The following is an 18,400-nucleotide window of genomic DNA, read 5'->3' on the forward strand; positions in this document are numbered from 1 at the left end:
TCAAGCTCTCAATTGCGGCAATGCCTCACCGGCCAATGATAGAAGCGGCTCGTAGTCGGCTTCGGAAAGCACGGCAAAATCGGTGAGGCCGAGTATTGCGCGCGTCGCTGTCAGCGATGGCTCGCTGATGGCGGCGTCGAGCGCATTTCGCAGCAGAAGGACCCTGTCGTCCGAGGCATCGCCCGAGGTGATGAATGGCAGGCCTGGACCTTTGGGCGTTTCGGCGATGATGCGGACCCCTTCAATCTGGCCGGGATCGAAGCGGCGAATATTGGCGTAGGTGATGCAATCGATCGCCGCGCTGTCCGCCCTGCCCTCGAGGACGGCGGCGATGCTGCCGCCGTGGCTGCCGGTTTCGATGATCCGGTCGAAGAAGCGACCGTCGCGGGCAAGCGGAGCCACGGCGGCGCGAAAGAGATTGCTGCCGGAATTGCTGTCAGGACTGTTGATCGCAGCCGTGGTGCCGCGCAAATCCTCAAGCGAGCGAAGCGAAGAATCTTTGCGGACGACGATGAAGCTGCGCATCAACGGGCCGTCGCAGCCGGGATGGTCATACACCGGCGTCGCCACCAGGCGAACCCTGCCGCGCAGGCGCCTGGCAAAGGGATAGCCGCATGTCTGCGAGAGGAGAAGGTCGGGCCTCAACCAGGCTTCGTCATAGGGCACCGTCTGGTCGAGCACCTCGGGCAGATCCGTCAGCCCGGCTTGTAAGAGATAATGTCGGAGGAATGACCAGAGTTCGGCCGTCGCATCCGCAAGCGGCGGGGATGTGAGATACATGGCAATGCTGACGAGGTGCATGCTGGGTCTTTCTTTGCGGCAAGGCGCAAATGACGACCAAGGTCAGGCAATGCCGCCCAGGCATACATACTTAAGTTCGGTATATTCGTCCAACCCGTGCCTGGAGCCTTCGCGACCGAGACCCGACATCTTGACGCCGCCGAACGGCGCCTCGGCGGTGGAGACGAGACCGGTATTGACGCCGACCATCCCATATTCGAGCGCTTCGGCGACGCGGAATACCCGCGACAGATCGCGCGCGTAGAAATACGAAGCAAGCCCGTATTCGGTGTCGTTTGCCTGTTCGATGACGTCTTGCTCGTCGCGAAACCGAAAGAGCGGCGCAAGAGGCCCGAAGGTTTCCTCGCGGGCGACCTGCATGCCGGCAGCGACATCGCGCAGAATGGTCGGTTCGAAGAAAAGGCCGCCGAGTGGGTGACGTTTGCCGCCTGAAACGAGTGCTGCACCCTTTGCGACGGCATCGCTGATATGCGTCTCGATCTTGGCGACAGCATTTTCGTCGATGAGCGGGCCAAGCACGACGTCGCGCTCCAGGCCGTTGCCGACCTTCAGCGCCGAAACGGCGGTCGCGAGCTTGGCGGCAAAGGCCTCGTAGACGCCGTCCTGGACATAGAGCCGGTTGGCGCAGACGCAGGTCTGGCCATTGTTGCGGAACTTGGCGATGATTGCGCCTTCGACCGCAGCGTCGAGATCGGCATCATCGAAGACGATGAAGGGTGCATTGCCGCCAAGCTCGAGGCCGAGCTTTTTGATCGTCGGCGCGCATTGCCGGTAAAGCAGCTCGCCCGTCCGCGTGGAGCCGGTGAACGTCAGGACCCTAATGTCACGGCTTGCCGTCAGGACCCCACCAATTGCCGCTGCGTCACCCGTGACGATGTTGAGCAGGCCAGCCGGCAGGCCGGCGCGCTCGGCGAGAATGGCGATGGCGATCGCCGAGAACGGCGTCTGCGGCGCCGGCTTGAGAACGACGGCGCAGCCGGCGGCGAGTGCGGGGCCGACCTTGCGGGTGATCATTGCGTTCGGAAAGTTCCAGGGCGTGATGGCGGCCACCACTCCAGCCGGCTGACGCAGGACGAGAATGCGCTTGTCCGGTTGGTGCCCCGGTATGGTCTCGCCGTTGATGCGTCTTGCCTCTTCGGCGAACCATTCGATAAAGCTCGCGCCATAGGTGATCTCCCCCTTGGCCTCAGCGAGCGGTTTTCCCTGCTCCAGCGTCAGGATCATCGCCAGATCGTCGCGGTTTTCGATCATCAGACGATGCCAAGCCTTGAGAACGGCGGCGCGTTCGCCGGCGGTCTTCTTCGCCCAAAGCTTCTGGGCAATGACGGCAGCTCGAATGGCCTCCTCCGTTTCCGCGGCCCCGAGGTCGGGGACCGCGCCCAGCTTCTCGCCTGTCGCCGGATTGCGGACGGTCGTCGCCGGACGGCCTTCCGCTTCGATCCAGCGGTCGGCGACCGGGCATGCTTGACGGAAAAGCGAGGGATCACTGAGTTTCATAGGACGACTTTCAACAGAAGACGTGAGCGGCACCCGGATCGAATTCCAGATGCACCGTGTCTCCACGGCTGAGCCCGGTGATCGCTTCGTGACCGAACGGCAGGCGAACCGCCAGCGCCTCGCCCCTCGCCGTTTCTGTGGAGACGTGGATATTGTTGCCGAGGAAGGTAATGTCGCTGACGGTGGCGGCGAGACCCGCTCCCGCTTGGGCGCGCGACAGCCGAATGCGCTCCGGCCTCAGCATCAAGGCTGCTTTTGTGCCGGCAGTCCCTTTTCCATGCACCGGAATGCTGTTGAAGACGGTGCCGCCGCCAAGGGAAATTGTGGCCTGCCCGTCGGAGGACGTCAGCAGGTCGCAGGAAATGAAGTCGCTGTCGCCGATGAATTCGGCGACGAAGCGGGTCTTAGGATTGGCGTAGAGTTCAGGGCCTGTGCCGATCTGGTCGATGACGCCCTTGGAAAAGACGGCGATGCGGTCGGAGAGCCGCAGGGCCTCCTCCTGGTCGTGGGTGACGTAGAGGATCGTCACTTCGGTCTGCTGGTGGATGCGGCGGATCTCGTGCTGGATTTCCTCGCGCAGCTTCTTGTCGAGCGCCGACAGCGGCTCGTCCATCAAAAGCACCGGCGGATCATAGGCAAGGGCTCTGGCAAGCGCGACGCGCTGCTGCTGGCCGCCGGACATCTGCGCCGGCTTGCGGTCCTCGAAGCCTTCGAGCCGGACAAGACGCAGCATCTCCTTCACCTTGCTGTCGACCTCGGCCTTGGACTTGCGCCTGACCTTCAGCGGAAACGCGATGTTTTCGCCCACCGTCAGATGCGGAAACAGGGTGTAGCGCTGGAAAACCATGCCGATATTGCGCTTGTGCGACGGCGTAGCGAGCAGGGTCTTGCCCTCGAGCGTAATGTCGCCTTTCGTCGGATTGTCAAATCCCGCCAGAATGTAAAGCGTCGTGCTCTTGCCGGATCCGGACGGTCCGAGAAAGGTGAGGAACTCCCCGCGCCGAACGTCGAGCGTGACGTCGTGCACGGCGACCACGGGGCCGTATTCCTTGCGTATTCCGCGGATCTGAAGGAATGGTTCGTTCATTGTTTCAGTACCTTACGCACGACGGCAACCAGGGCCATCAAGATGATCGTCAAAAGAATGAGAAGGGTCGACGCGGCTGCGACAACAGGCGTCAGGTCTTGCCGCAACGTCGCCCATACCTTCACGGGCAGCGTCTGCAGGGTCGGGCTGGACATGAAGATCGCCACCACCACCTCGTCCCAGGATGTCAGGAAGGAGAAGACGGCCGCCGAAAACAGCCCATGGCTGATCGCGGGAAGGGTGACCCTGATCTTTGCTTCCAGGGGCGAGGCGCCACAGAGCACCGCCGCATCCTCGATCGACTTGTCGAAACCTTCAAGCGCACTCGATATCGACAGGATCGAGAAGGGCAGCGCGAGCACGAGGTGCGAAATGACAAAGCCCGTCAAGGTGCCGCCAAGGCCGATCCTGAGAAAGAAGGCGTAGAGGGCGACCGCGAGAACCACGACCGGCAGGATCATCGGCGTGAGGAACAGCGCTTTCAGCGCATCGCGGAACATGAACGAACCGCGCACCAGTCCGAAGGACGTCACAAGCCCGAGCAGCACCGACAGAACGGTGACGATGACCGCGATCTTCAAGCTCGTCAAAGCCGATTCCAGCCAGCGCGGATCGGCGAAGAGTTCGCCGTACCATTGAAGCGTCCAGCCCGGCGGCGGAAAGATCAGCCACTGCGACGAGCCGAAGGACAGTGCTGCGATAAAGACGATCGGCATCAGCAGAAAGGCTGCGGTCAGAAGTGTAATGCCGAGAAGGGCGTATTTCCACCAGCCGAGACGGTCGAAATTGAGCAACATATCAACGTCCCCCCGGATTCTGGTTGCCGAAGAATCGCAGCTGTACGGTATAAAGCGACAGGGTCACCACCAGCAGGACCAGCGCCGCAGCACCCCCCATTCCCCAGTTGACCAGCGACTGCACGAATTGCGCGATCAATTCGGCGAGCATCATGTTGGCGGTGCCGCCGAGAAGCGACGGCGTGACGAAATAGCCAAGCGACATGACGAAGACCATCAGTGCGCCGGCCGCCATGCCGGGCGTCGCCAACGGCAGGAGAACACGGGTCAGGCACTGCCACCGATTGGCGCCGCAAAGTGCCGCCGCCTGCAGCGTCGACGGGTCGATCTTCTTGATCACGCCATAGAGCGGCAGGATGATGAAAGGCAGCATGATATAGGTCATGCCGATCGTCACGCCCGTCAGATTGTTGACCAGCGCCAGCGGCTGGTCGATCAGGCCCATTCCCATCAGCATCTTGTTGATCAGCCCGGTCCGCTGCAGGAGCACCATCCAGGCATAGGTGCGGGCCAAAAGGTTGGTCCACATCGACAGGAGCAGGATCGCAAAAATCACCGACGTCAGCCGTCCCGGCATGATCGCCAGCGCCCAGGCGACGGGAAAACCGATCGCGAGCGAAATCACCGTGACGAGACCCGAGACGATGAAAGTATTGGCGAAAATCTTGAGATAGGTCGCAGACCCGATCAGCTGCGCATAGTTTCCCAGACCCGGCACGGGTTCCAGCACGCTTCGCAACAGGAGTATCGCCACCGGCACGATGAAAAAGATGCTCACAAAGGCGAAAGCCGGAACGACCCCGCTAAAACCTGTTGGCCTGCGGACCTTTGGCAAGGGCGTAATTACGCCGGAGAGATCGCTATACGTCGACATGACAGTCCTTCCCACCCGTCAATTTCCGCAGGCGCCGAGGTGCAATCGATTTCGCACCGGCGCTGCGCGGGACACGGCGAACCTTCGCCGTGCCCGTTGATCTCAAGTTTCAGCTTATTTCGCCTGCCAAGCGTACCACTTCTCGCCGATGGCATCGCGATTATCGGCCCAGTAGCTCATATCGGCGTTGACCTGGCTTGCCGTCTGCTGGTCCGGCAGGGTCTTTGCCGTTTCCGGATCCATCAGCTTGGCCGAGTCAAGGTTGATCGGCGCATACCCGGTGGCTTTTGCGAGGGCGGCCTGCGGTTCGGCCGAGGTGGCCAGTGCAATGAACTTCATCGAAGCTTCGACATTCGGCGAACCCTTCGGCACGACGAGTGCATCGGCGGCGGTGATGTTCTGTTCCCAGGAGGTTTCCACCTTGATGCCGGTCGCGGCAAGCGCCGTCATGCGGCCGTTCCAGACGCTGCCGAAGGGCGCTTCGGCCGATGCCAGCAGCTGCTGCGACTGTGCGCCGCCCGACCACCAGATGATGTCCGATTTGATCGTATCGAGCTTCTTGAAGGCGCGGTCGAGATCGAGCGGATAAAGCTTGTCGGCAGGCACGCCGTCGGCAAGTAGCGCGGCTTCGATCACGCCGGGAGCCGACCACTTGTAGAATGTGCGCTTGCCGGGAAACTTGGCCGTGTCGAACAGGTCGGCCCATGTCTTCGGGCAGGCTTTGACGGCATCGACATTGCAGCCGATGACGAAGGAATAATAGAAGCTGCCGACCGAATAGTCGGTGACGAAACGCGGATCGAGCTTGGATTTGTCGATGACGGAGAAGTCGAGCTTCTCGAGCTGGCCGGTCTTGCCGGCCTGGGCGGCATAATCGCCTTCGACGTCGACGACGTCCCAGGTGACTTCGCCGGCCTCGACCATGGCCTTGAGCTTGCCGTAGTCGGTCGGGCCGTCCTGCACGACGGTGATGCCGGTCTTTTCGGTGAAGGGGCTTGCCCATGCCGCCTTCTGGGCATCCTGGGTCGTTCCGCCCCAGCTCGAGAAGACCATGTTGTCGGCGTGTGCCGGCGCGGAGACGGCCACGAATGCGGCAACCGCCGCGAATGCAAATGTCGTTTTCATGTTCCCTTATCCCTGTTTTGGTTTGTCCTACGGGTATGCGTTATGTCGTCAGTGCGCGTTGCTCCTGGGAGAAAAGCTTGCTGGCTTCATAATCTTGTTTTCCGCCACCTCGATGAGGTCGCGAATCTTGGGCAGAAAGGCCTGCCACCGGGGATCGGCCAGAAGCCGCTGGCGTCTCGCCTCTCTGTCATCCAGGCTTGTAAACGCCCAGATGTGGACGATCTCGTTGATCGTGCCGATCTCCGAGAAGAAGTAACCGACCAGCGTGCCAAGATGGCTCTTCTGGATCTCGATCCCCTCTTCCTCGACGACCTTGAGATATTGCGGGATCGTTCCGTTCTTCAGCCGATAGGTGCGGATTTCGTAAAACATCGGCGTCACCTCATCACGAAGGGATCGGGGATCGGATCGTCCGAGGTCCTCAGCCAGATCGTTTTGGTCCGGGTATAATCGAGAGCCGCGGCCATGCCGCCTTCCCTGCCGTGGCCCGACAGGCCGAAGCCGCCGAACGGCGCGATCGGCGATACGGCTCGGTAGGTGTTGACCCAGACGATGCCGGCGCGGAGCCCCTTCATCAGCCGGTGCGCCCGGGTGAGGTTCTGGGTGAAGACGCCGGAGGCCAGGCCGTAGCGGGTGTCGTTGGCAAGCCTCAGCGCCTCCGCCTCGGTCTCGAAGGAGACGACGGAGAGAACCGGCCCGAAGAATTCCTCGATCAGCGAGGGCGAGGCGACATCGTCGCAGTCGAGGATCGTCGGTTGGAAGTAATAACCTTCGCCATCGATCTTGCGTCCGCCCGTGACGAGATGGGCGCCGCTTTCGATCGATCTCTCAACGAGGGCGCCGATATTGTCCTGCTGGCGTTTGGTGGCAAGCGGGCCGACTTCGGTCGCCATATCGAGCGGCGCGCCGATCCGGATCGCCTCTGCCTTCTCCCGCAGCAGGGCGACGAACTTGTCCTTGACGCTGCGTTCGACGATCAGTCGCGATCCGGCCACGCAGCTCTGCCCGGTCGCAGCGAAAATGCCCGCAACCTGGGCGTTGGCCGCACTTTCGAGGTCGGCGTCGGCAAAGACGATGAAGGGGGACTTGCCGCCGAGTTCAAGCGAAGTGGAGGCGAGGTTTTCGGCCGAGTTGCGAACGACGTGCCGGGCGGTTTCAGGGCCACCGGTGAAGGCGACATGTGCGACCTTCGGGTGACGGCCGAGGGCGGCCCCACAGGAGGAGCCGAAACCGGTGATGATGTTGACGACACCGGCGGGAAAGCCCGCCTCATGCACCAGGCGTGCAAATTCGAGAAGCGGCGCCGGCCCGTCTTCCGAGGCCTTGACCACCATCGTGCAACCGGCGGCGAGCGCCGGGCCGATCTTGACCGCGGACAGGAAGAGCTGGCTGTTCCAGGGCACCACCATCGCAACGACACCGATCGGCTCGCGGCGAAGCCAGACGTCCATATCCGGCTTGTCGATCGGCAGGTAGGCGCCTTCGATCTTGTCTGCGATGCCGGCATAATAACGATAATATTCGGCGACATAAGCGATCTGCGCGGATGTCTCGCGGATGATCTTGCCGGTGTCCCGCGTCTCCAGTTCCGCCAGGATCTGGGCGTTGGCGGCAACCAGGTCTGCCAGCTTGTAGAGCAGCTTGCCGCGTTGGGTGGCCGTCAGTTTCGCCCACGGGCCGTCATAAAGCGCCTTGTCGGCAGCATTCACAGCCCGATCGACATCCCCTTCGCGGGCTTCGGGCATATCGGCCCAGACCGCGCCGGTCGCCGGATCGATGCTCGGATAGGAAGCCTCGCCGTCCGAGAATTCGCCATCGATATAGTGCTGAAAACGCCGCATGGTCTTACTCCTGAAATGCCGGCATGACCTCGGTAATGAAGCGCTCGAGCGACGCTTTCTTGCGCTCGAAACTCATACCGGTGTCGATCCAGAAGGAATATTCGTCGTAACCGAGCGCCTCATAGGCCTTCAGCCGGTCGATGACGGTCCGGGCGTTACCAACGACATTGTTGGTGCGCATGACCTGATCCGAAAGCATGGCGTTCGCTCGGATTTGCTCGTCCGGAATCCGTTCGATCAGGCCTTGGGTAACCGGCTTCTCATTCTTGAACCAGGCAAAGAAATAATTGTAATAAACGCTCAGTTCATGGGCGGCCTGGGCGACGTCTTCTTCTGACGAGCCGACATAGGTGTGGCGCAGCAGCATGATCTTCGGCCGCTCGATATCCGGGTTCTTGGCGCAGGCATCGTTGAAGCGTTCCATCAGCGACTGAACCTCGTCGTCACCCTGCCAGAGCGGTGTGACCTGAACGTTGCAGCCGTTGGCGACGGCAAATTCGTGCGAGTTCGGATCGCGCGCCGCGACCCAGATCGGCGGGTTCGGCTGCTGCAGCGGCTTCGGCGCCGAGGTGGTTGCGGGGAATTTGAAGAATTCCCCGTCATGGGCATAGTCGCCGTTCCAGATGCCCTTGACCGCCGGGATGAGTTCGCGCATGCGCTGGCCAGCCCCCCAGGCATCGAGGCCGGGCAGCAGGCGTTCGTATTCGAAAGAATAGGCGCCGCGCGCAATCCCGATGTCGAGCCTTCCGTCGCAGATGATGTCGGCCATAGCCGCCTCGCCGGCGAGCTTGATCGGATGCCAGAAAGGGGCGATCACCGTGCCCGTCCCGAGCCTTGCCCGCGATGTGCGGCGGGCGAGATCGGCAATGGTCACGAACGGGTTGGGTGCGATGGTGAAGTCCATGCCATGGTGCTCGCCGGTCCAGATCGCATGCATGCCACCCTCGTCGGCGATCTCGCAGAGCGCGACGAATTCCTCATAGAGGCTCTTATGGCTCTGGCTGGCGTCGAGCCGTTCCATATGGACGAAGAGGGAGAACTTCATGCTTTTGCGCCCTTGGCTGGAATGGGATGAACGGTGCCGCCGGTCTCGTCACCGAAATAGACGCCGAAATTGCCGATCGAGCTTTCCATCGCAAAACGATTGACGATATCGGCGGTCGAACTGGTCTTGAATTTTGCCGCAGCCAGTGCGTCGGGTTTCACGAACCTGCCGCCGGTAGGCTCGCCGTCGCCGGCAACGGCGTGATAGACAATGTGCTGCTTGCCGTCGCTCTTGCCCTGATAAACCGAATAGAGGAAGCCGATGCTGACCTTCAGCCCGGTGAGCGCCTCCAGATACTTTTCCAGCGTCTCGGTCGGGTTGCCGTCATGGGCGTCGACGCTTGGCAGGGAGAGCACATCCTCGCCGAGCAGCAGAACCTCTCCACGGCGCTCAACGACGGCCGCGAGTTCGATATTGCCTTCGCTTGCCGCGGAAACCGCCTTGCTGGCGAGCGTTGGGGTGAAATAACCGCCACGCGCATAGCCGAGACCATTGCGGCCGCTATTGTCGAACGCTTCGATGCGCCCCATCAGAATGACATGGTCGCCAGCCTCGACGACCTGATCCATGGCGCATTCGAACCAGGCCGCCACATTTGAGAAGATCGGGCAGCCCGCCGCCCCCTTGTTCCATTCGACCGCTGCAAACCTGTCTTCGACCGGCCGCGCAAAAGTGTTCGACACGTCTTTCTGGGTTTCCGAAAGCACGTTGATCGCAAAATGCTGTGCTCCGGTCATCGTCGCGAAATTGCGCGACGTCTTGGCAAGACAAACGAGAAGCAAAGGCGGATTGAGCGACACTGATGTGAAGGAGTTCGCCGTGAAGCCGATCGGATTTCCATCCGCGTCGCAGGCAGTGACGACCGTCACGCCGGTCGGAAAAGCTCCGAATGCATCACGCAATGCTCTTGGGTCGACAGTCTGGATTGTCATCGCTCATCCTCCCCGAACGACAGCCACTCAGCGAGCAGCGAATTGACGATATCAGGCGCGGTCAGGTTCACCATATGACGATGACCCTCCACGATGCGGGCCCAGCCCCGGGGCGCGAGCGCCGCCATTTGCGTCGCCATCAAGGGCGTCGAATTCGGATCATCGGACCCCGTCAGAAACAGGGCCGGACCAGCCACGTCTTTCCAACGATCGGCATAGGTCTCGTCTCCTCCGGCGAAGGCGGCGTAAGCGACAGCATACCCTTCCGGATCGACGAGGTTGAGCCATTTCCGCGTCCGTTCCCGCGCAACGACGCTGTCCGGATCATCGCCGAACCAGCGAACCAGCGGGCCTTCCTTGTCCACGCCCGTCACCGGAATGGCGGCTGCCCGTGCGAGCACGGCAGCCTTTGCTTGCCGGTCACGCCTGTAGACGCCGTTGAGGTAAGCGACACGGCTGATACGTTCGCCGAACGTCGCCGCCGCCCCTCCCGATACCAGCGCTCCCATCGAGTGGCCGGCAACGTTCGCTGTGTCGATCGCCATCTCGTCGAGAAAGCGCCCGAACCAGGCGACGAACTCCTCGAGGCGGCTGCCCGCCGGCAATTTTACGCTCTCGCCATGTCCCGGCATGTCGACGGCGATGACGCGATGGCCGGCCGACAGAAATGCGATCTGCGGCGCCCAGGCCTCAAGCCGCATGCCGACGCCATGAATAAGAACCAGCGGCTCGCCGCTGCCGGCCTCGTGATAGGCCGTTCCACTTGCCGTCTTCTTTCGGGGCAGGTCACCGGCGGCGCTCTTTGCTGCAGCGGCGCCTGAGATCGATCCGGCTGTCAGCATCTCAGCGCCCACACTTTCAAACGCCCGCAGGATTGGCGACGTCCTGCCCAAGATCTTTTAGATCCTGATAGCGATCGCCAATGCGGTGATGAGGACGTCCACCCACCGAAGCGCCAAGCGCCACGACGATCTCGTCGGCGGCAGGCGCGTCGGGGATCGAGGTCTGGATGGTCAGATAATGCGAGCGGCGGCCTTCGTCGTTCTTGTCCATCAGCGGGATCATGATCGGCGCATTGGCGGGGCCACGGGTGTTGCAGAAGGCGAGATAGGACTTGGCGCCGACGGCATGACGATAAAAATTGCCGAAGCGCAGCGTGTGGATCAGCGCGGAGGCATGTTCGATCTCGCCGTCCAGGCCGACGACGGCGGCCTTGCCATAGGCTTCGACAGCCTCGCCGGAACCGACCGCATCGATGATCATCTTGGTCAGCAATTCGCCGAGAACCGGAGCGCCCGCATGGATTTCGGGCTTGAGGTCTTCGACGAAGCCGCGGCCCGCCCAGGGGTTCTTCACGACCGCGAAGGCGGAAAACAGCTTTAGCGGCACCGCCGCGGTCTTGCCGCCTTCGATCAGCGTCGTTTCGATCTGCAGTCCGGTCTTGCGAATTTGAATGGCCATGGAGCACCTCATCTCTCTATTCAGTATTATGGTATACCATAATATATGAGTGTCAACTTGGTTTCGGCGAAGACGCAGCAAAGTCCGACGAATCACGAATTTGGCGCGTATGCGCTCCAACGCCCGAAAGCGCTTTGTTCATTCAGCGTGTTGTCGAGAGCCGGACGGCACGGCGGCGGCCTGCAGCGGCGCGACACGTCAGAACGTCAAAATTATCCCAGACCATATGATACCGCCTTATATATTATTGATTATGGCATACCATCACATCGAGCAAAGTTGGGTGTCAAGCTTGGAGTTTGAATTCTCTTCATTCCGCGGAACGTGATTGCGAAATGCGGCAGAGGCATCGACAAATGTCGATGCGACAACGCCATGCTGGCCGTCTTCCAGCGAGACAGGTGCGCGCGAAGAGATGCAACAATAGAGTAGTAGGACGGCGACCGTCTTGAAAACCGCGCGGCGCTACGCCCTATTCGGCAGTCTTCTGGGCGGACAGCACCGCTTCGGCAATTACGCTGGCGGCCGCGACATGATCCATCGCCGCCCGCTGGGCGCCCTCGCCGTCGCCGCGGCGGATGGCGTCGATGATCTTAGACATCTGCAGCGGCCCTTCAATGTCGCGCCTTTCCGTCTTGATGGTCATCGAGCGCAGGTGGTTTATGCGCACGGTGAGGAGGTTGACGACGCCCCAGGCGACATGCCTGTCAACCCTGGTGAACAGCGTTTGATAGAAGGAAGAGGTATTGGCTAGCACAGCCGTCATATCGCCGTCGCGATAACTGTTGCGGATTGCGGTCAGCGATTCTTCGAGCGCGGCGACGATTTCCGGGCTGCCACGCTCCGCACACAGCCGCGCCGCCATGCCTTCGAGCGCACCACGGATCTCATAGATCTGTTTGGCTTCCTCGATATCCAGCAGGGCGACGATCGGTCCCTTGTTCGGCAGATTGGCGACGAGCCCTTCCGATTCCAGATGTCTCAGCACCTCGCGCACGACCGTCCGGCTGACGCCGAGCTGGGCGCAGAGGTCGCGCTCGACAAGGCGGTCTCCGGGACGAAAGTATCCGTTGACGATGGCTTCGCGGACCTTGTCGAGCGCCAATTCCCGCAATGTCTTTGCAGGACGCTCGACTCTGATTGCGTCCTTAAGAGCACCGCTCATGCTGTACCTCAGTGTTGGATTGACTTTCGCATGCTCAAGTTCCGCTGCGGCAGCCGAATTCAGGAATCGTATTATGGCCTACCAAATACTGTAGCCGTCGGCGGCCAGCAATTCAACAGCACCGTGCCGAGGATATTGTCAGCCTAAAGCGCGTCGCGATCTTTCAGATTCGCTTGCCACGCTTTAGGTCTTTGGTTTTGCGCAGGTCGTCATCGCAAAACCGCTGCACACTTTTGCGCGACATGTTCTAAGCGTCGGAATTGGGCCTCGCCCTGACGATCCCTTCGACCACGGCTTTTGCCTGGACCCGAATGTCGGGAACGGCGGTGATCTCCCAGAATTGCCCTGCCGTCAAGGCGCCGACAGCAAACAGCCGAGGAGGCGAGATCCGGGACGGAGCCATCACCTCGGAAGCCGCATCCACCCGGATGCCGAGGCCAAGAGGATCAGGAACGATCAGCTGAAGCCGGTTCATCTCCTTCAAAAGCGGCGAATGGCTGATCCCGGCACGCTCCATTCCCGTGCAGTTGACCAGCCAGTCCGCCCTGATCTCAGAGATCTCACGTTGGGCTCTGACCCTGTAGCCGGCGACGAGCCCGTCTTCCCAAGGGCCGAGCGATTTCAGGAAACCTGCATGGAAGCGAACGGTTCCTTCCGAGATCAGTTTCTCGAACCCGGCGAACACCTCCGGCGCGACCCGGTGACGGTGGATGTTCCACCAGGGAAGCGCATGCCGCAAGAAACGCACCCGCTCCTCGCTCGAAAGCCGCTGCCAGAGAGCCTGTGTGACCGGCCTCAGGCCGTCCATCACGGCGCGCCAGTCGGCGACCTCTCTGCTCCTCGCCCGCAAAGTCTTCAATAGGCCGCTGATCGTACCGGGAAGCGTCTCAACGTCGATCGGCACAGGCGCCGGCGGCGTCCTCGCATGTCCGAGCGGTGCCAACCCGCGCCGCGAAAGCACGTCGATCCTGCCTCTATGGCCATGGGCGCGAAGGGCGAGAACCTGATCGATCATCGTCAGGCCGGAGCCGAGGATGCAGACTGCATCAGACGGTGCGACGCGCCTCAGCCACGAGAGCCGCCACGGGTTCTCGATGATCCGCGATCGCAGAGATGATGGGACGCCGGCCGGATCGACCGGAAGGTTCGCATTTCCGACGCCAAGGCACAGCACGACATTCTTCCCGGCAATCTCGTCGCCGTTGCCGAGTTGGAAGGCGAGCGTAGTCTTGTAGCGTTCCACGCATCCCGCCGCTTTGGCCTTGATGAAATCGACCCGGCAACGGCCGTCCCGCTTTCGAAGCAGCCGCGCAAGCGTGTCCCTGACATAAAGACCGTAATCGCCGCGCGAGGCGAAATCGCCTGCCTGCGTCAGGCGTCCACGGTTTTTCAGCCAGTCGACAAAATCGTCGGGATGATGGGGCAGCAGGCTCATGCGGCCTGCGGGAACGTTGAGGCGATGGAGATAGAGTTCCGTCCGGTATGCCGTTCCGCGCCCGAAACCGGGATCGTCACCCACGACGGCAACCTTCGCCGAAGCGGGAAGCTGCTCGATGAGATTGCAGGTCACAGCTATCGCTGAAAAACCGGAACCGACGACGATCACATCGTATATCAACGCATTCTCCCTGAAGCCTGGTAATCTTTCGTCATTCGGGCCCTGCCGCCACTCGCCGGTCCAGCAGATTGCACAAGCGGCCGAATCGCGAAAACAATTATCTGTATAGTCTATAAATATAGTTTGTTATTTCTCCCGCCAGCCCATTCTCAACCTTAGGCTTTTGAGGGTGAAATCAAGGGGCCGATCGGCTCTCAAACAACGGGGCTCAAGATGAATTTCAGAAATTTGGTTGCCGCAATCGCCGTCGGCGTCGGCACTCTGGCAACGGCGGCCGTCACTGAGGCGGCGGACAAAAAGGTCGTCGTCGGCTATCAAACCGATGCCTTGCCGTCTTCGGTGGCGATCGCAAACGGCGAATTCGCTAGGGATACCGGATACGACATCGATTTCCGCAGGTTCAATTCGGGCGCCGAAATCTTTGCGGCTATTGCCTCAGGCGACGTCCAGGTCGGCTATGTCGGCTCCAGTCCGTTTGCGGCTGCGGTATCGCGCGGGCTCGAGGTCAAGGCCTTCTACCTGGCGTCCATCTCCGGCATCGACGAGGCGCTCGTCGTCCGCAACGGGTCCGGCATCGAAAGCCTGAACGATCTGAAGGGCAAGAAGCTTGCCGCCGCACCTGTTTCCACGGACCACTATCAGCTGCTGGCGCTCGTCAAATCGCTTGGTCTAACCGAGAAAGACGTTCAGGTCTTCGCGATCCCTCAGCCCGAAATCGTCGCGAGCTATAATCGCGGCGATATCGACGGCGGTTTCGTTTGGGATCCGGCTCTGACCGAACTCAAGAAGACCGGAAAGGTTCTCGTGACCTCCAAAGACGTGGCGGACAAGGGTGCGCCGACGTTCTCGGCCTGGGTTGCGACCTCGGCGTTTGCTGCCGACAACCCGGAATTCCTGAAGGGCTTCGCCTCGGTCATCAACAAATACTACGCGTCCTTCGCCTCGGACAAAGCCGCCTGGGGTCCCGACAGCGATAATGCCAAGTCGCTCTCCAAACTTCTCGGCGGAACGCCGGAGCAGCAGGCCTCGGCTCTGAAGAACCTGACGCTGCTGACACCCGAGGCCCAGGCATCAGACGCCTGGCTCGGCGGCGGGGAGAAAGCGGGTGCCGGAAAGATCCTCAAGGACACGGCATCGTTCCTGAAGGAACAGGGCAAAGTCTCCGACGTGCTGGAAAATTACGGCACGTTCGTCACCGCAGACGCGCTTGCCGGCGTCAGCAACTGATCCTCCATGACGCCGGCGCGAAAGTCGCGCGCCGGCGTCGAAACTGCGAGTGGCACCATGCTTAAAGTCGATCACGCCAGCGTTTTCTTCGCAGCCCGCGATGGGCGGACCGTTCACGCGCTCGACCGCGTTTCCTTCGATATTCCCGAACGTGGTTTCGTCGTCGCGCTCGGCGCCTCGGGATGCGGCAAATCAACTCTTCTCAACGCGATTGCCGGCTTCCTTCCGCTTTCCGATGGCCGGATCACGCTCGACGGCCGCGCGGTCGAATGGCCAGGTGCCGATCGCGGCGTCGTCTTTCAGAAAGATGCGCTGCTGCCCTGGAAATCGGTGGCCGACAACGTCGCCCTCGGCCTAAAATTCGCCGGCATAAATCGGAAGGAGCGCCGAACGCGCGCCCTCGAGCTGCTCCGGCTCGTCGGCCTCGACGAATTCGCCGGCGCCTTTCCCTACGAGCTGTCGGGCGGCATGCGCCAGCGGGTCGGCATCGCCCGAGCTCTCGCGACAAATCCCGACATCCTGCTGATGGACGAACCGTTCGGCGCGCTTGACAGCCTGACACGCGAGCAGATGCAGGAACTGCTGGTTTCCATTTGGGATAAAACGGCAAAGAAGGTTTTCTTCATCACCCACTCGATCGAAGAGGCCTTGTTCCTGGGCACGCAGGTCCTGGTCATGTCGCCTCGGCCAGGGCGCGTCGTGGCGCGCTTCGATCTCGATTTCATCCGCCGCTTCGCCGAAACCGGCGATGCAAGATCGATCAAGGCGTCGCCGCAATTTGCCGAGCTGCGCGAGGAAATCCGCGCCATTCTGCACAGCACCGAAGACCTCAGGAGCGCCGCATGAGCGATATCGTCCAGGCTCCGCCGATTGCGGCTGATGTAGAAGACCGCCAGGTCAAGCTGGTGAAAATGGCAAGCTTCGGCGCCGGTGAGAAATCGACTGTGGCCGTCAGCATTGCCGCCGCCCTGGCGATACTGCTGCTGTGGTGGCTTGTGTCCACGCTCGGTGTCGTACCACACCTGTTCCTGCCGCGTCCGGATGAGGTGCTGACGCAGATCGGCGTCATCTATCGCGACGGTTATGCCGGCGCGTCGCTGTCCGAACATGTCTTTGCAAGCCTGTTCCGCATCGTGGTCGCAGCCCTCGTCGCCATCTCCGTCGGCATTCCGCTCGGATTGCTCATGGGCCTGAACCGCTGGGCGAAAGGTGTGCTCGACGCGCCGATCGAGTTCTACTGGCCGCTTCCGCCCCTCTCCTACCTGCCGCTGATGATCATCTGGCTCGGCATTGGCGAAACGTCGAAGATCACGCTGCTCGTGCTTGCGATGTTCGCACCGATCTGCCTCTCGGCCCAGGCGGGCGTTGGGTCACTGCCGATCGAGCGGGTCAATGCCGCCCGTTCGCTGGGCGCGAGCCGGCTGCAGCTTTTCATCGATATCGTCTTTCCCTCCGCCCTGCCCGAGATCCTTACGGGCATCCGCATTGCGCTTGGCGTCGGCTGGGGCACGCTGGTCGCCGCCGAACTGATCGCGTCTACGCGCGGGATCGGTTTCATGATCATGTCGGCGTCGCAGTTCCTGGCGACCGACGTCGTCTTCGTCGGCATCGGCATCATCGCGATCTGCGCCTTCACCTTCTCGGCCGCCCTCCGCTTTCTGGAGGCATTCCTCCTGCCCTGGAAAGGCAAGCTCTGAGGAGGATCAATGCACCGTAAATCTGGCCGCATCGGCCTGACGCCGCTGCAGGCTGCGGATCAGCACCGCCGCCTCCCTGACGATCGCCGCAAATGTCGGATCGTCGGCCTCCGCGATCGTGCCCGTCATGTCGCCGATAATCGTCGTTAAATGGATGATCGAATGGCGATGTTGCGCCTCTTCCGGCCTAATTTCGGCATCGGCCATGGTGAGCAGCGTCTGCACCAAACGCTCCATGGTTTGCCGGCGCCTACTTTTAGGGTCGCTATTCGGATCTTCGCTGAGGCGCAGGAGATCATCGACAATGTCCGACATTCCGCCTCCATTCACATCGCAAAAGCCGGCCGCGCGGAAACGATGCGCGCCGTCAAGGCATCCAGCAGCCGATAGCCGTTACGCCAGCGGCCAAAACCACTGGCGATATTGATGTGCCCGGCAAGGCCGATATTCCTGGTTTCGGCCTTCCACAGCCGGCCGAAAAGGGTCAGCCGATCGACCGTCATGTAGGCGTCGTTCATGCTGCCGACGACGATGCTCGGAAACGGCAGCGGCGCCGTCGGCATGCCGTCGAAGGCGATATGCCCCGGATGCAGAATTTCCGTGACCGGCAGATCGCATGGCGCAACGAGCAATGCCCCTTTCACGCGCCGGGCAGCGCTTCGCCCGGCCAGCCTTGCGGCGAGCAGGCATCCAAGACTATGGGCAACCAGATATGCCTCACCGGCCTCTTCAAGCGCGCCTTCCAGCCGCGGCAGCCAGTTGTCGAGGTCCGGATGATCCCAGTCATCCTGGACGACGCAACAACTGCCCGGCTGATCCTGTAGCCAGTGCTGTTGCCAATGCCCCTCTCCCGAGCCGAAAAGTCCTGGAAGAATAAGAACGTCGCTCATCAGATCAACCCGATCACCAGGGCGAACAGGAAGGTGAAGGAACTGACGACCGTGCGGATCCCTGCCGCATGCCTGAACTGCGAGATGACGCTGCCCGTTGCTCTTCCCTTATCGGGCCGACGGAAGCCGGTCTCAATGACGATTGCCATTACACCACCCTCCTCAATACCAAAGTCCGGGCATCGCGCCCCAATAGTGAAGCTCGTATTCGTGCGCCGACCGGTCCCGCTCTTCGTCCCGGGAGAATGCGTTTACGGGCTCCCGCGCCTTAGGCTCGGGGAGGCGGCCGATCGTGCGCCTCAGCCAGAAATGGAAATCAAGTTTCATGCGAACCTCCTGTCTG

Annotated in this window: 21 protein-coding genes; 3 read left to right on the plus strand and 18 right to left on the minus strand. The window is 61.4% G+C overall.

The annotated features are described in order from the left end of the window. The 14 genes from HJB83_RS05785 to HJB83_RS05850 form a co-directional block, all read right to left on the minus strand. Positions 1-801, minus strand: a complete 801-nt coding sequence (locus HJB83_RS05785) for a phosphate/phosphite/phosphonate ABC transporter substrate-binding protein (RefSeq protein ID WP_207584851.1) — start codon at positions 799-801, stop codon at positions 1-3. 42 nt (positions 802-843) lie between these two features. Continuing rightward, positions 844-2,298, minus strand: coding sequence for an NAD-dependent succinate-semialdehyde dehydrogenase (locus tag HJB83_RS05790; protein ID WP_221115002.1), 1,455 nt, complete (start codon positions 2,296-2,298; stop codon positions 844-846). A 10-nt stretch (positions 2,299-2,308) separates the two neighbouring features. Beyond that, on the minus strand, positions 2,309-3,385 hold the full coding sequence (locus tag HJB83_RS05795) for an ABC transporter ATP-binding protein (protein WP_207584850.1): 1,077 nt from the start codon (positions 3,383-3,385) through the stop codon (positions 2,309-2,311). Continuing rightward, on the minus strand, positions 3,382-4,182 hold the full coding sequence (locus HJB83_RS05800; RefSeq protein WP_164006719.1) for an ABC transporter permease: 801 nt from the start codon (positions 4,180-4,182) through the stop codon (positions 3,382-3,384). The genes HJB83_RS05795 and HJB83_RS05800 overlap by 4 nt, the downstream gene beginning before the upstream one ends. A 1-nt stretch (position 4,183) precedes the next feature. Next, positions 4,184-5,056 (minus strand): ABC transporter permease, encoded by an 873-nt coding sequence (locus HJB83_RS05805; protein WP_207584849.1) that lies wholly within the window; start codon positions 5,054-5,056, stop codon positions 4,184-4,186. 114 nt (positions 5,057-5,170) lie between these two features. Then, positions 5,171-6,181: an ABC transporter substrate-binding protein gene (locus HJB83_RS05810; RefSeq protein WP_221131400.1), complete on the minus strand. Its 1,011-nt coding sequence runs from the start codon at positions 6,179-6,181 to the stop codon at positions 5,171-5,173. 48 nt (positions 6,182-6,229) lie between these two features. Further along, the gene (locus HJB83_RS05815) at positions 6,230-6,553 is read right to left on the minus strand and encodes an NIPSNAP family protein (RefSeq protein WP_207584847.1); all 324 of its coding nucleotides are present in this window, start codon (positions 6,551-6,553) and stop codon (positions 6,230-6,232) included. A 5-nt stretch (positions 6,554-6,558) separates the two neighbouring features. Beyond that, positions 6,559-8,022, minus strand: a complete 1,464-nt coding sequence (locus tag HJB83_RS05820) for an aldehyde dehydrogenase (RefSeq protein WP_221131401.1) — start codon at positions 8,020-8,022, stop codon at positions 6,559-6,561. Positions 8,023-8,026: 4 nt separating this feature from the next. Beyond that, entirely contained in the window at positions 8,027-9,067 is a 1,041-nt protein-coding gene (locus tag HJB83_RS05825) for an LLM class flavin-dependent oxidoreductase (protein ID WP_207584845.1), read from the minus strand. Next, a complete protein-coding gene (locus HJB83_RS05830) occupies positions 9,064-9,999 on the minus strand; it encodes a flavin reductase family protein (RefSeq protein ID WP_207584844.1) in 936 nt (311 codons plus the stop codon). Before HJB83_RS05830 ends, HJB83_RS05825 begins: the two co-directional genes overlap by 4 nt. Further along, positions 9,996-10,841 (minus strand): alpha/beta fold hydrolase, encoded by an 846-nt coding sequence (locus HJB83_RS05835; RefSeq protein ID WP_207584843.1) that lies wholly within the window; start codon positions 10,839-10,841, stop codon positions 9,996-9,998. Before HJB83_RS05835 ends, HJB83_RS05830 begins: the two co-directional genes overlap by 4 nt. Positions 10,842-10,857: 16 nt before the next feature. Continuing rightward, a complete protein-coding gene (locus HJB83_RS05840; RefSeq protein WP_207584842.1) occupies positions 10,858-11,460 on the minus strand; it encodes an amino acid synthesis family protein in 603 nt (200 codons plus the stop codon). A gap of 472 nt (positions 11,461-11,932) precedes the next feature. After that, complete coding sequence (locus HJB83_RS05845) at positions 11,933-12,625, minus strand: GntR family transcriptional regulator (protein WP_207584841.1); 693 nt, start codon at positions 12,623-12,625, stop codon at positions 11,933-11,935. A 247-nt stretch (positions 12,626-12,872) separates the two neighbouring features. Further along, entirely contained in the window at positions 12,873-14,243 is a 1,371-nt protein-coding gene (locus tag HJB83_RS05850) for an FAD/NAD(P)-binding protein (RefSeq protein ID WP_221131402.1), read from the minus strand. A 213-nt stretch (positions 14,244-14,456) separates the two neighbouring features. Between HJB83_RS05850 and tauA the strand changes: the two genes are divergently transcribed. From tauA to HJB83_RS05865, 3 genes are read left to right on the plus strand one after another with little or no spacing between them, the layout of a single operon-like run. Beyond that, on the plus strand, positions 14,457-15,470 hold the full coding sequence (gene tauA / locus HJB83_RS05855) for a taurine ABC transporter substrate-binding protein (protein WP_207584839.1): 1,014 nt from the start codon (positions 14,457-14,459) through the stop codon (positions 15,468-15,470). Between the two features lie 57 nt (positions 15,471-15,527). After that, positions 15,528-16,316 carry a taurine ABC transporter ATP-binding protein gene (locus HJB83_RS05860; RefSeq protein WP_221131403.1) on the plus strand — a complete coding sequence of 263 codons (789 nt, stop codon included), beginning with the start codon at positions 15,528-15,530 and terminating at the stop codon, positions 16,314-16,316. Then, positions 16,313-17,167, plus strand: coding sequence for an ABC transporter permease subunit (locus tag HJB83_RS05865; RefSeq protein WP_221131404.1), 855 nt, complete (start codon positions 16,313-16,315; stop codon positions 17,165-17,167). The genes HJB83_RS05860 and HJB83_RS05865 overlap by 4 nt, the downstream gene beginning before the upstream one ends. Positions 17,168-17,173: 6 nt before the next feature. Here the strand turns inward: HJB83_RS05865 and HJB83_RS05870 are convergent, their stop codons facing one another. From HJB83_RS05870 to HJB83_RS05885, 4 genes are read right to left on the minus strand one after another with little or no spacing between them, the layout of a single operon-like run. Next, positions 17,174-17,482 (minus strand): hypothetical protein, encoded by a 309-nt coding sequence (locus HJB83_RS05870; RefSeq protein WP_221131405.1) that lies wholly within the window; start codon positions 17,480-17,482, stop codon positions 17,174-17,176. 11 nt (positions 17,483-17,493) lie between these two features. Beyond that, entirely contained in the window at positions 17,494-18,057 is a 564-nt protein-coding gene (locus HJB83_RS05875) for an alpha/beta hydrolase (RefSeq protein WP_207584835.1), read from the minus strand. Then, the gene (locus HJB83_RS05880) at positions 18,057-18,206 is read right to left on the minus strand and encodes a hypothetical protein (protein WP_207584834.1); all 150 of its coding nucleotides are present in this window, start codon (positions 18,204-18,206) and stop codon (positions 18,057-18,059) included. Before HJB83_RS05880 ends, HJB83_RS05875 begins: the two co-directional genes overlap by 1 nt. A gap of 13 nt (positions 18,207-18,219) precedes the next feature. Beyond that, positions 18,220-18,384 (minus strand): hypothetical protein, encoded by a 165-nt coding sequence (locus tag HJB83_RS05885; RefSeq protein ID WP_207584833.1) that lies wholly within the window; start codon positions 18,382-18,384, stop codon positions 18,220-18,222. Positions 18,385-18,400: the final 16 nt, after the last annotated feature.

The sequence above is a fragment of the Rhizobium sp. NZLR11 genome (assembly GCF_019685115.1).
Classification (GTDB): Bacteria; Pseudomonadota; Alphaproteobacteria; order Rhizobiales; family Rhizobiaceae; genus Rhizobium.

Bases quoted from the DNA above. Each gene is read 5' to 3' on its own strand.
- HJB83_RS05785 (WP_207584851.1), bottom strand. From the start codon at position 801: ATGCACCTCGTCAGCATTGCCATGTATCTCACATCCCCGCCGCTTGCG.
- HJB83_RS05790 (WP_221115002.1), bottom strand. From the start codon at position 2,298: ATGAAACTCAGTGATCCCTCGCTTTTCCGTCAAGCATGCCCGGTCGCC.
- HJB83_RS05795 (WP_207584850.1), bottom strand. From the start codon at position 3,385: ATGAACGAACCATTCCTTCAGATCCGCGGAATACGCAAGGAATACGGC.
- HJB83_RS05800 (WP_164006719.1), bottom strand. From the start codon at position 4,182: ATGTTGCTCAATTTCGACCGTCTCGGCTGGTGGAAATACGCCCTTCTC.
- HJB83_RS05805 (WP_207584849.1), bottom strand. From the start codon at position 5,056: ATGTCGACGTATAGCGATCTCTCCGGCGTAATTACGCCCTTGCCAAAG.
- HJB83_RS05810 (WP_221131400.1), bottom strand. From the start codon at position 6,181: ATGAAAACGACATTTGCATTCGCGGCGGTTGCCGCATTCGTGGCCGTC.
- HJB83_RS05815 (WP_207584847.1), bottom strand. From the start codon at position 6,553: ATGTTTTACGAAATCCGCACCTATCGGCTGAAGAACGGAACGATCCCG.
- HJB83_RS05820 (WP_221131401.1), bottom strand. From the start codon at position 8,022: ATGCGGCGTTTTCAGCACTATATCGATGGCGAATTCTCGGACGGCGAG.
- HJB83_RS05825 (WP_207584845.1), bottom strand. From the start codon at position 9,067: ATGAAGTTCTCCCTCTTCGTCCATATGGAACGGCTCGACGCCAGCCAG.
- HJB83_RS05830 (WP_207584844.1), bottom strand. From the start codon at position 9,999: ATGACAATCCAGACTGTCGACCCAAGAGCATTGCGTGATGCATTCGGA.
- HJB83_RS05835 (WP_207584843.1), bottom strand. From the start codon at position 10,841: ATGCTGACAGCCGGATCGATCTCAGGCGCCGCTGCAGCAAAGAGCGCC.
- HJB83_RS05840 (WP_207584842.1), bottom strand. From the start codon at position 11,460: ATGGCCATTCAAATTCGCAAGACCGGACTGCAGATCGAAACGACGCTG.
- HJB83_RS05845 (WP_207584841.1), bottom strand. From the start codon at position 12,625: ATGAGCGGTGCTCTTAAGGACGCAATCAGAGTCGAGCGTCCTGCAAAG.
- tauA (WP_207584839.1), top strand. From the start codon at position 14,457: ATGAATTTCAGAAATTTGGTTGCCGCAATCGCCGTCGGCGTCGGCACT.
- HJB83_RS05860 (WP_221131403.1), top strand. From the start codon at position 15,528: ATGCTTAAAGTCGATCACGCCAGCGTTTTCTTCGCAGCCCGCGATGGG.
- HJB83_RS05865 (WP_221131404.1), top strand. From the start codon at position 16,313: ATGAGCGATATCGTCCAGGCTCCGCCGATTGCGGCTGATGTAGAAGAC.
- HJB83_RS05870 (WP_221131405.1), bottom strand. From the start codon at position 17,482: ATGTCGGACATTGTCGATGATCTCCTGCGCCTCAGCGAAGATCCGAAT.
- HJB83_RS05875 (WP_207584835.1), bottom strand. From the start codon at position 18,057: ATGAGCGACGTTCTTATTCTTCCAGGACTTTTCGGCTCGGGAGAGGGG.
- HJB83_RS05880 (WP_207584834.1), bottom strand. From the start codon at position 18,206: ATGGCAATCGTCATTGAGACCGGCTTCCGTCGGCCCGATAAGGGAAGA.
- HJB83_RS05885 (WP_207584833.1), bottom strand. From the start codon at position 18,384: ATGAAACTTGATTTCCATTTCTGGCTGAGGCGCACGATCGGCCGCCTC.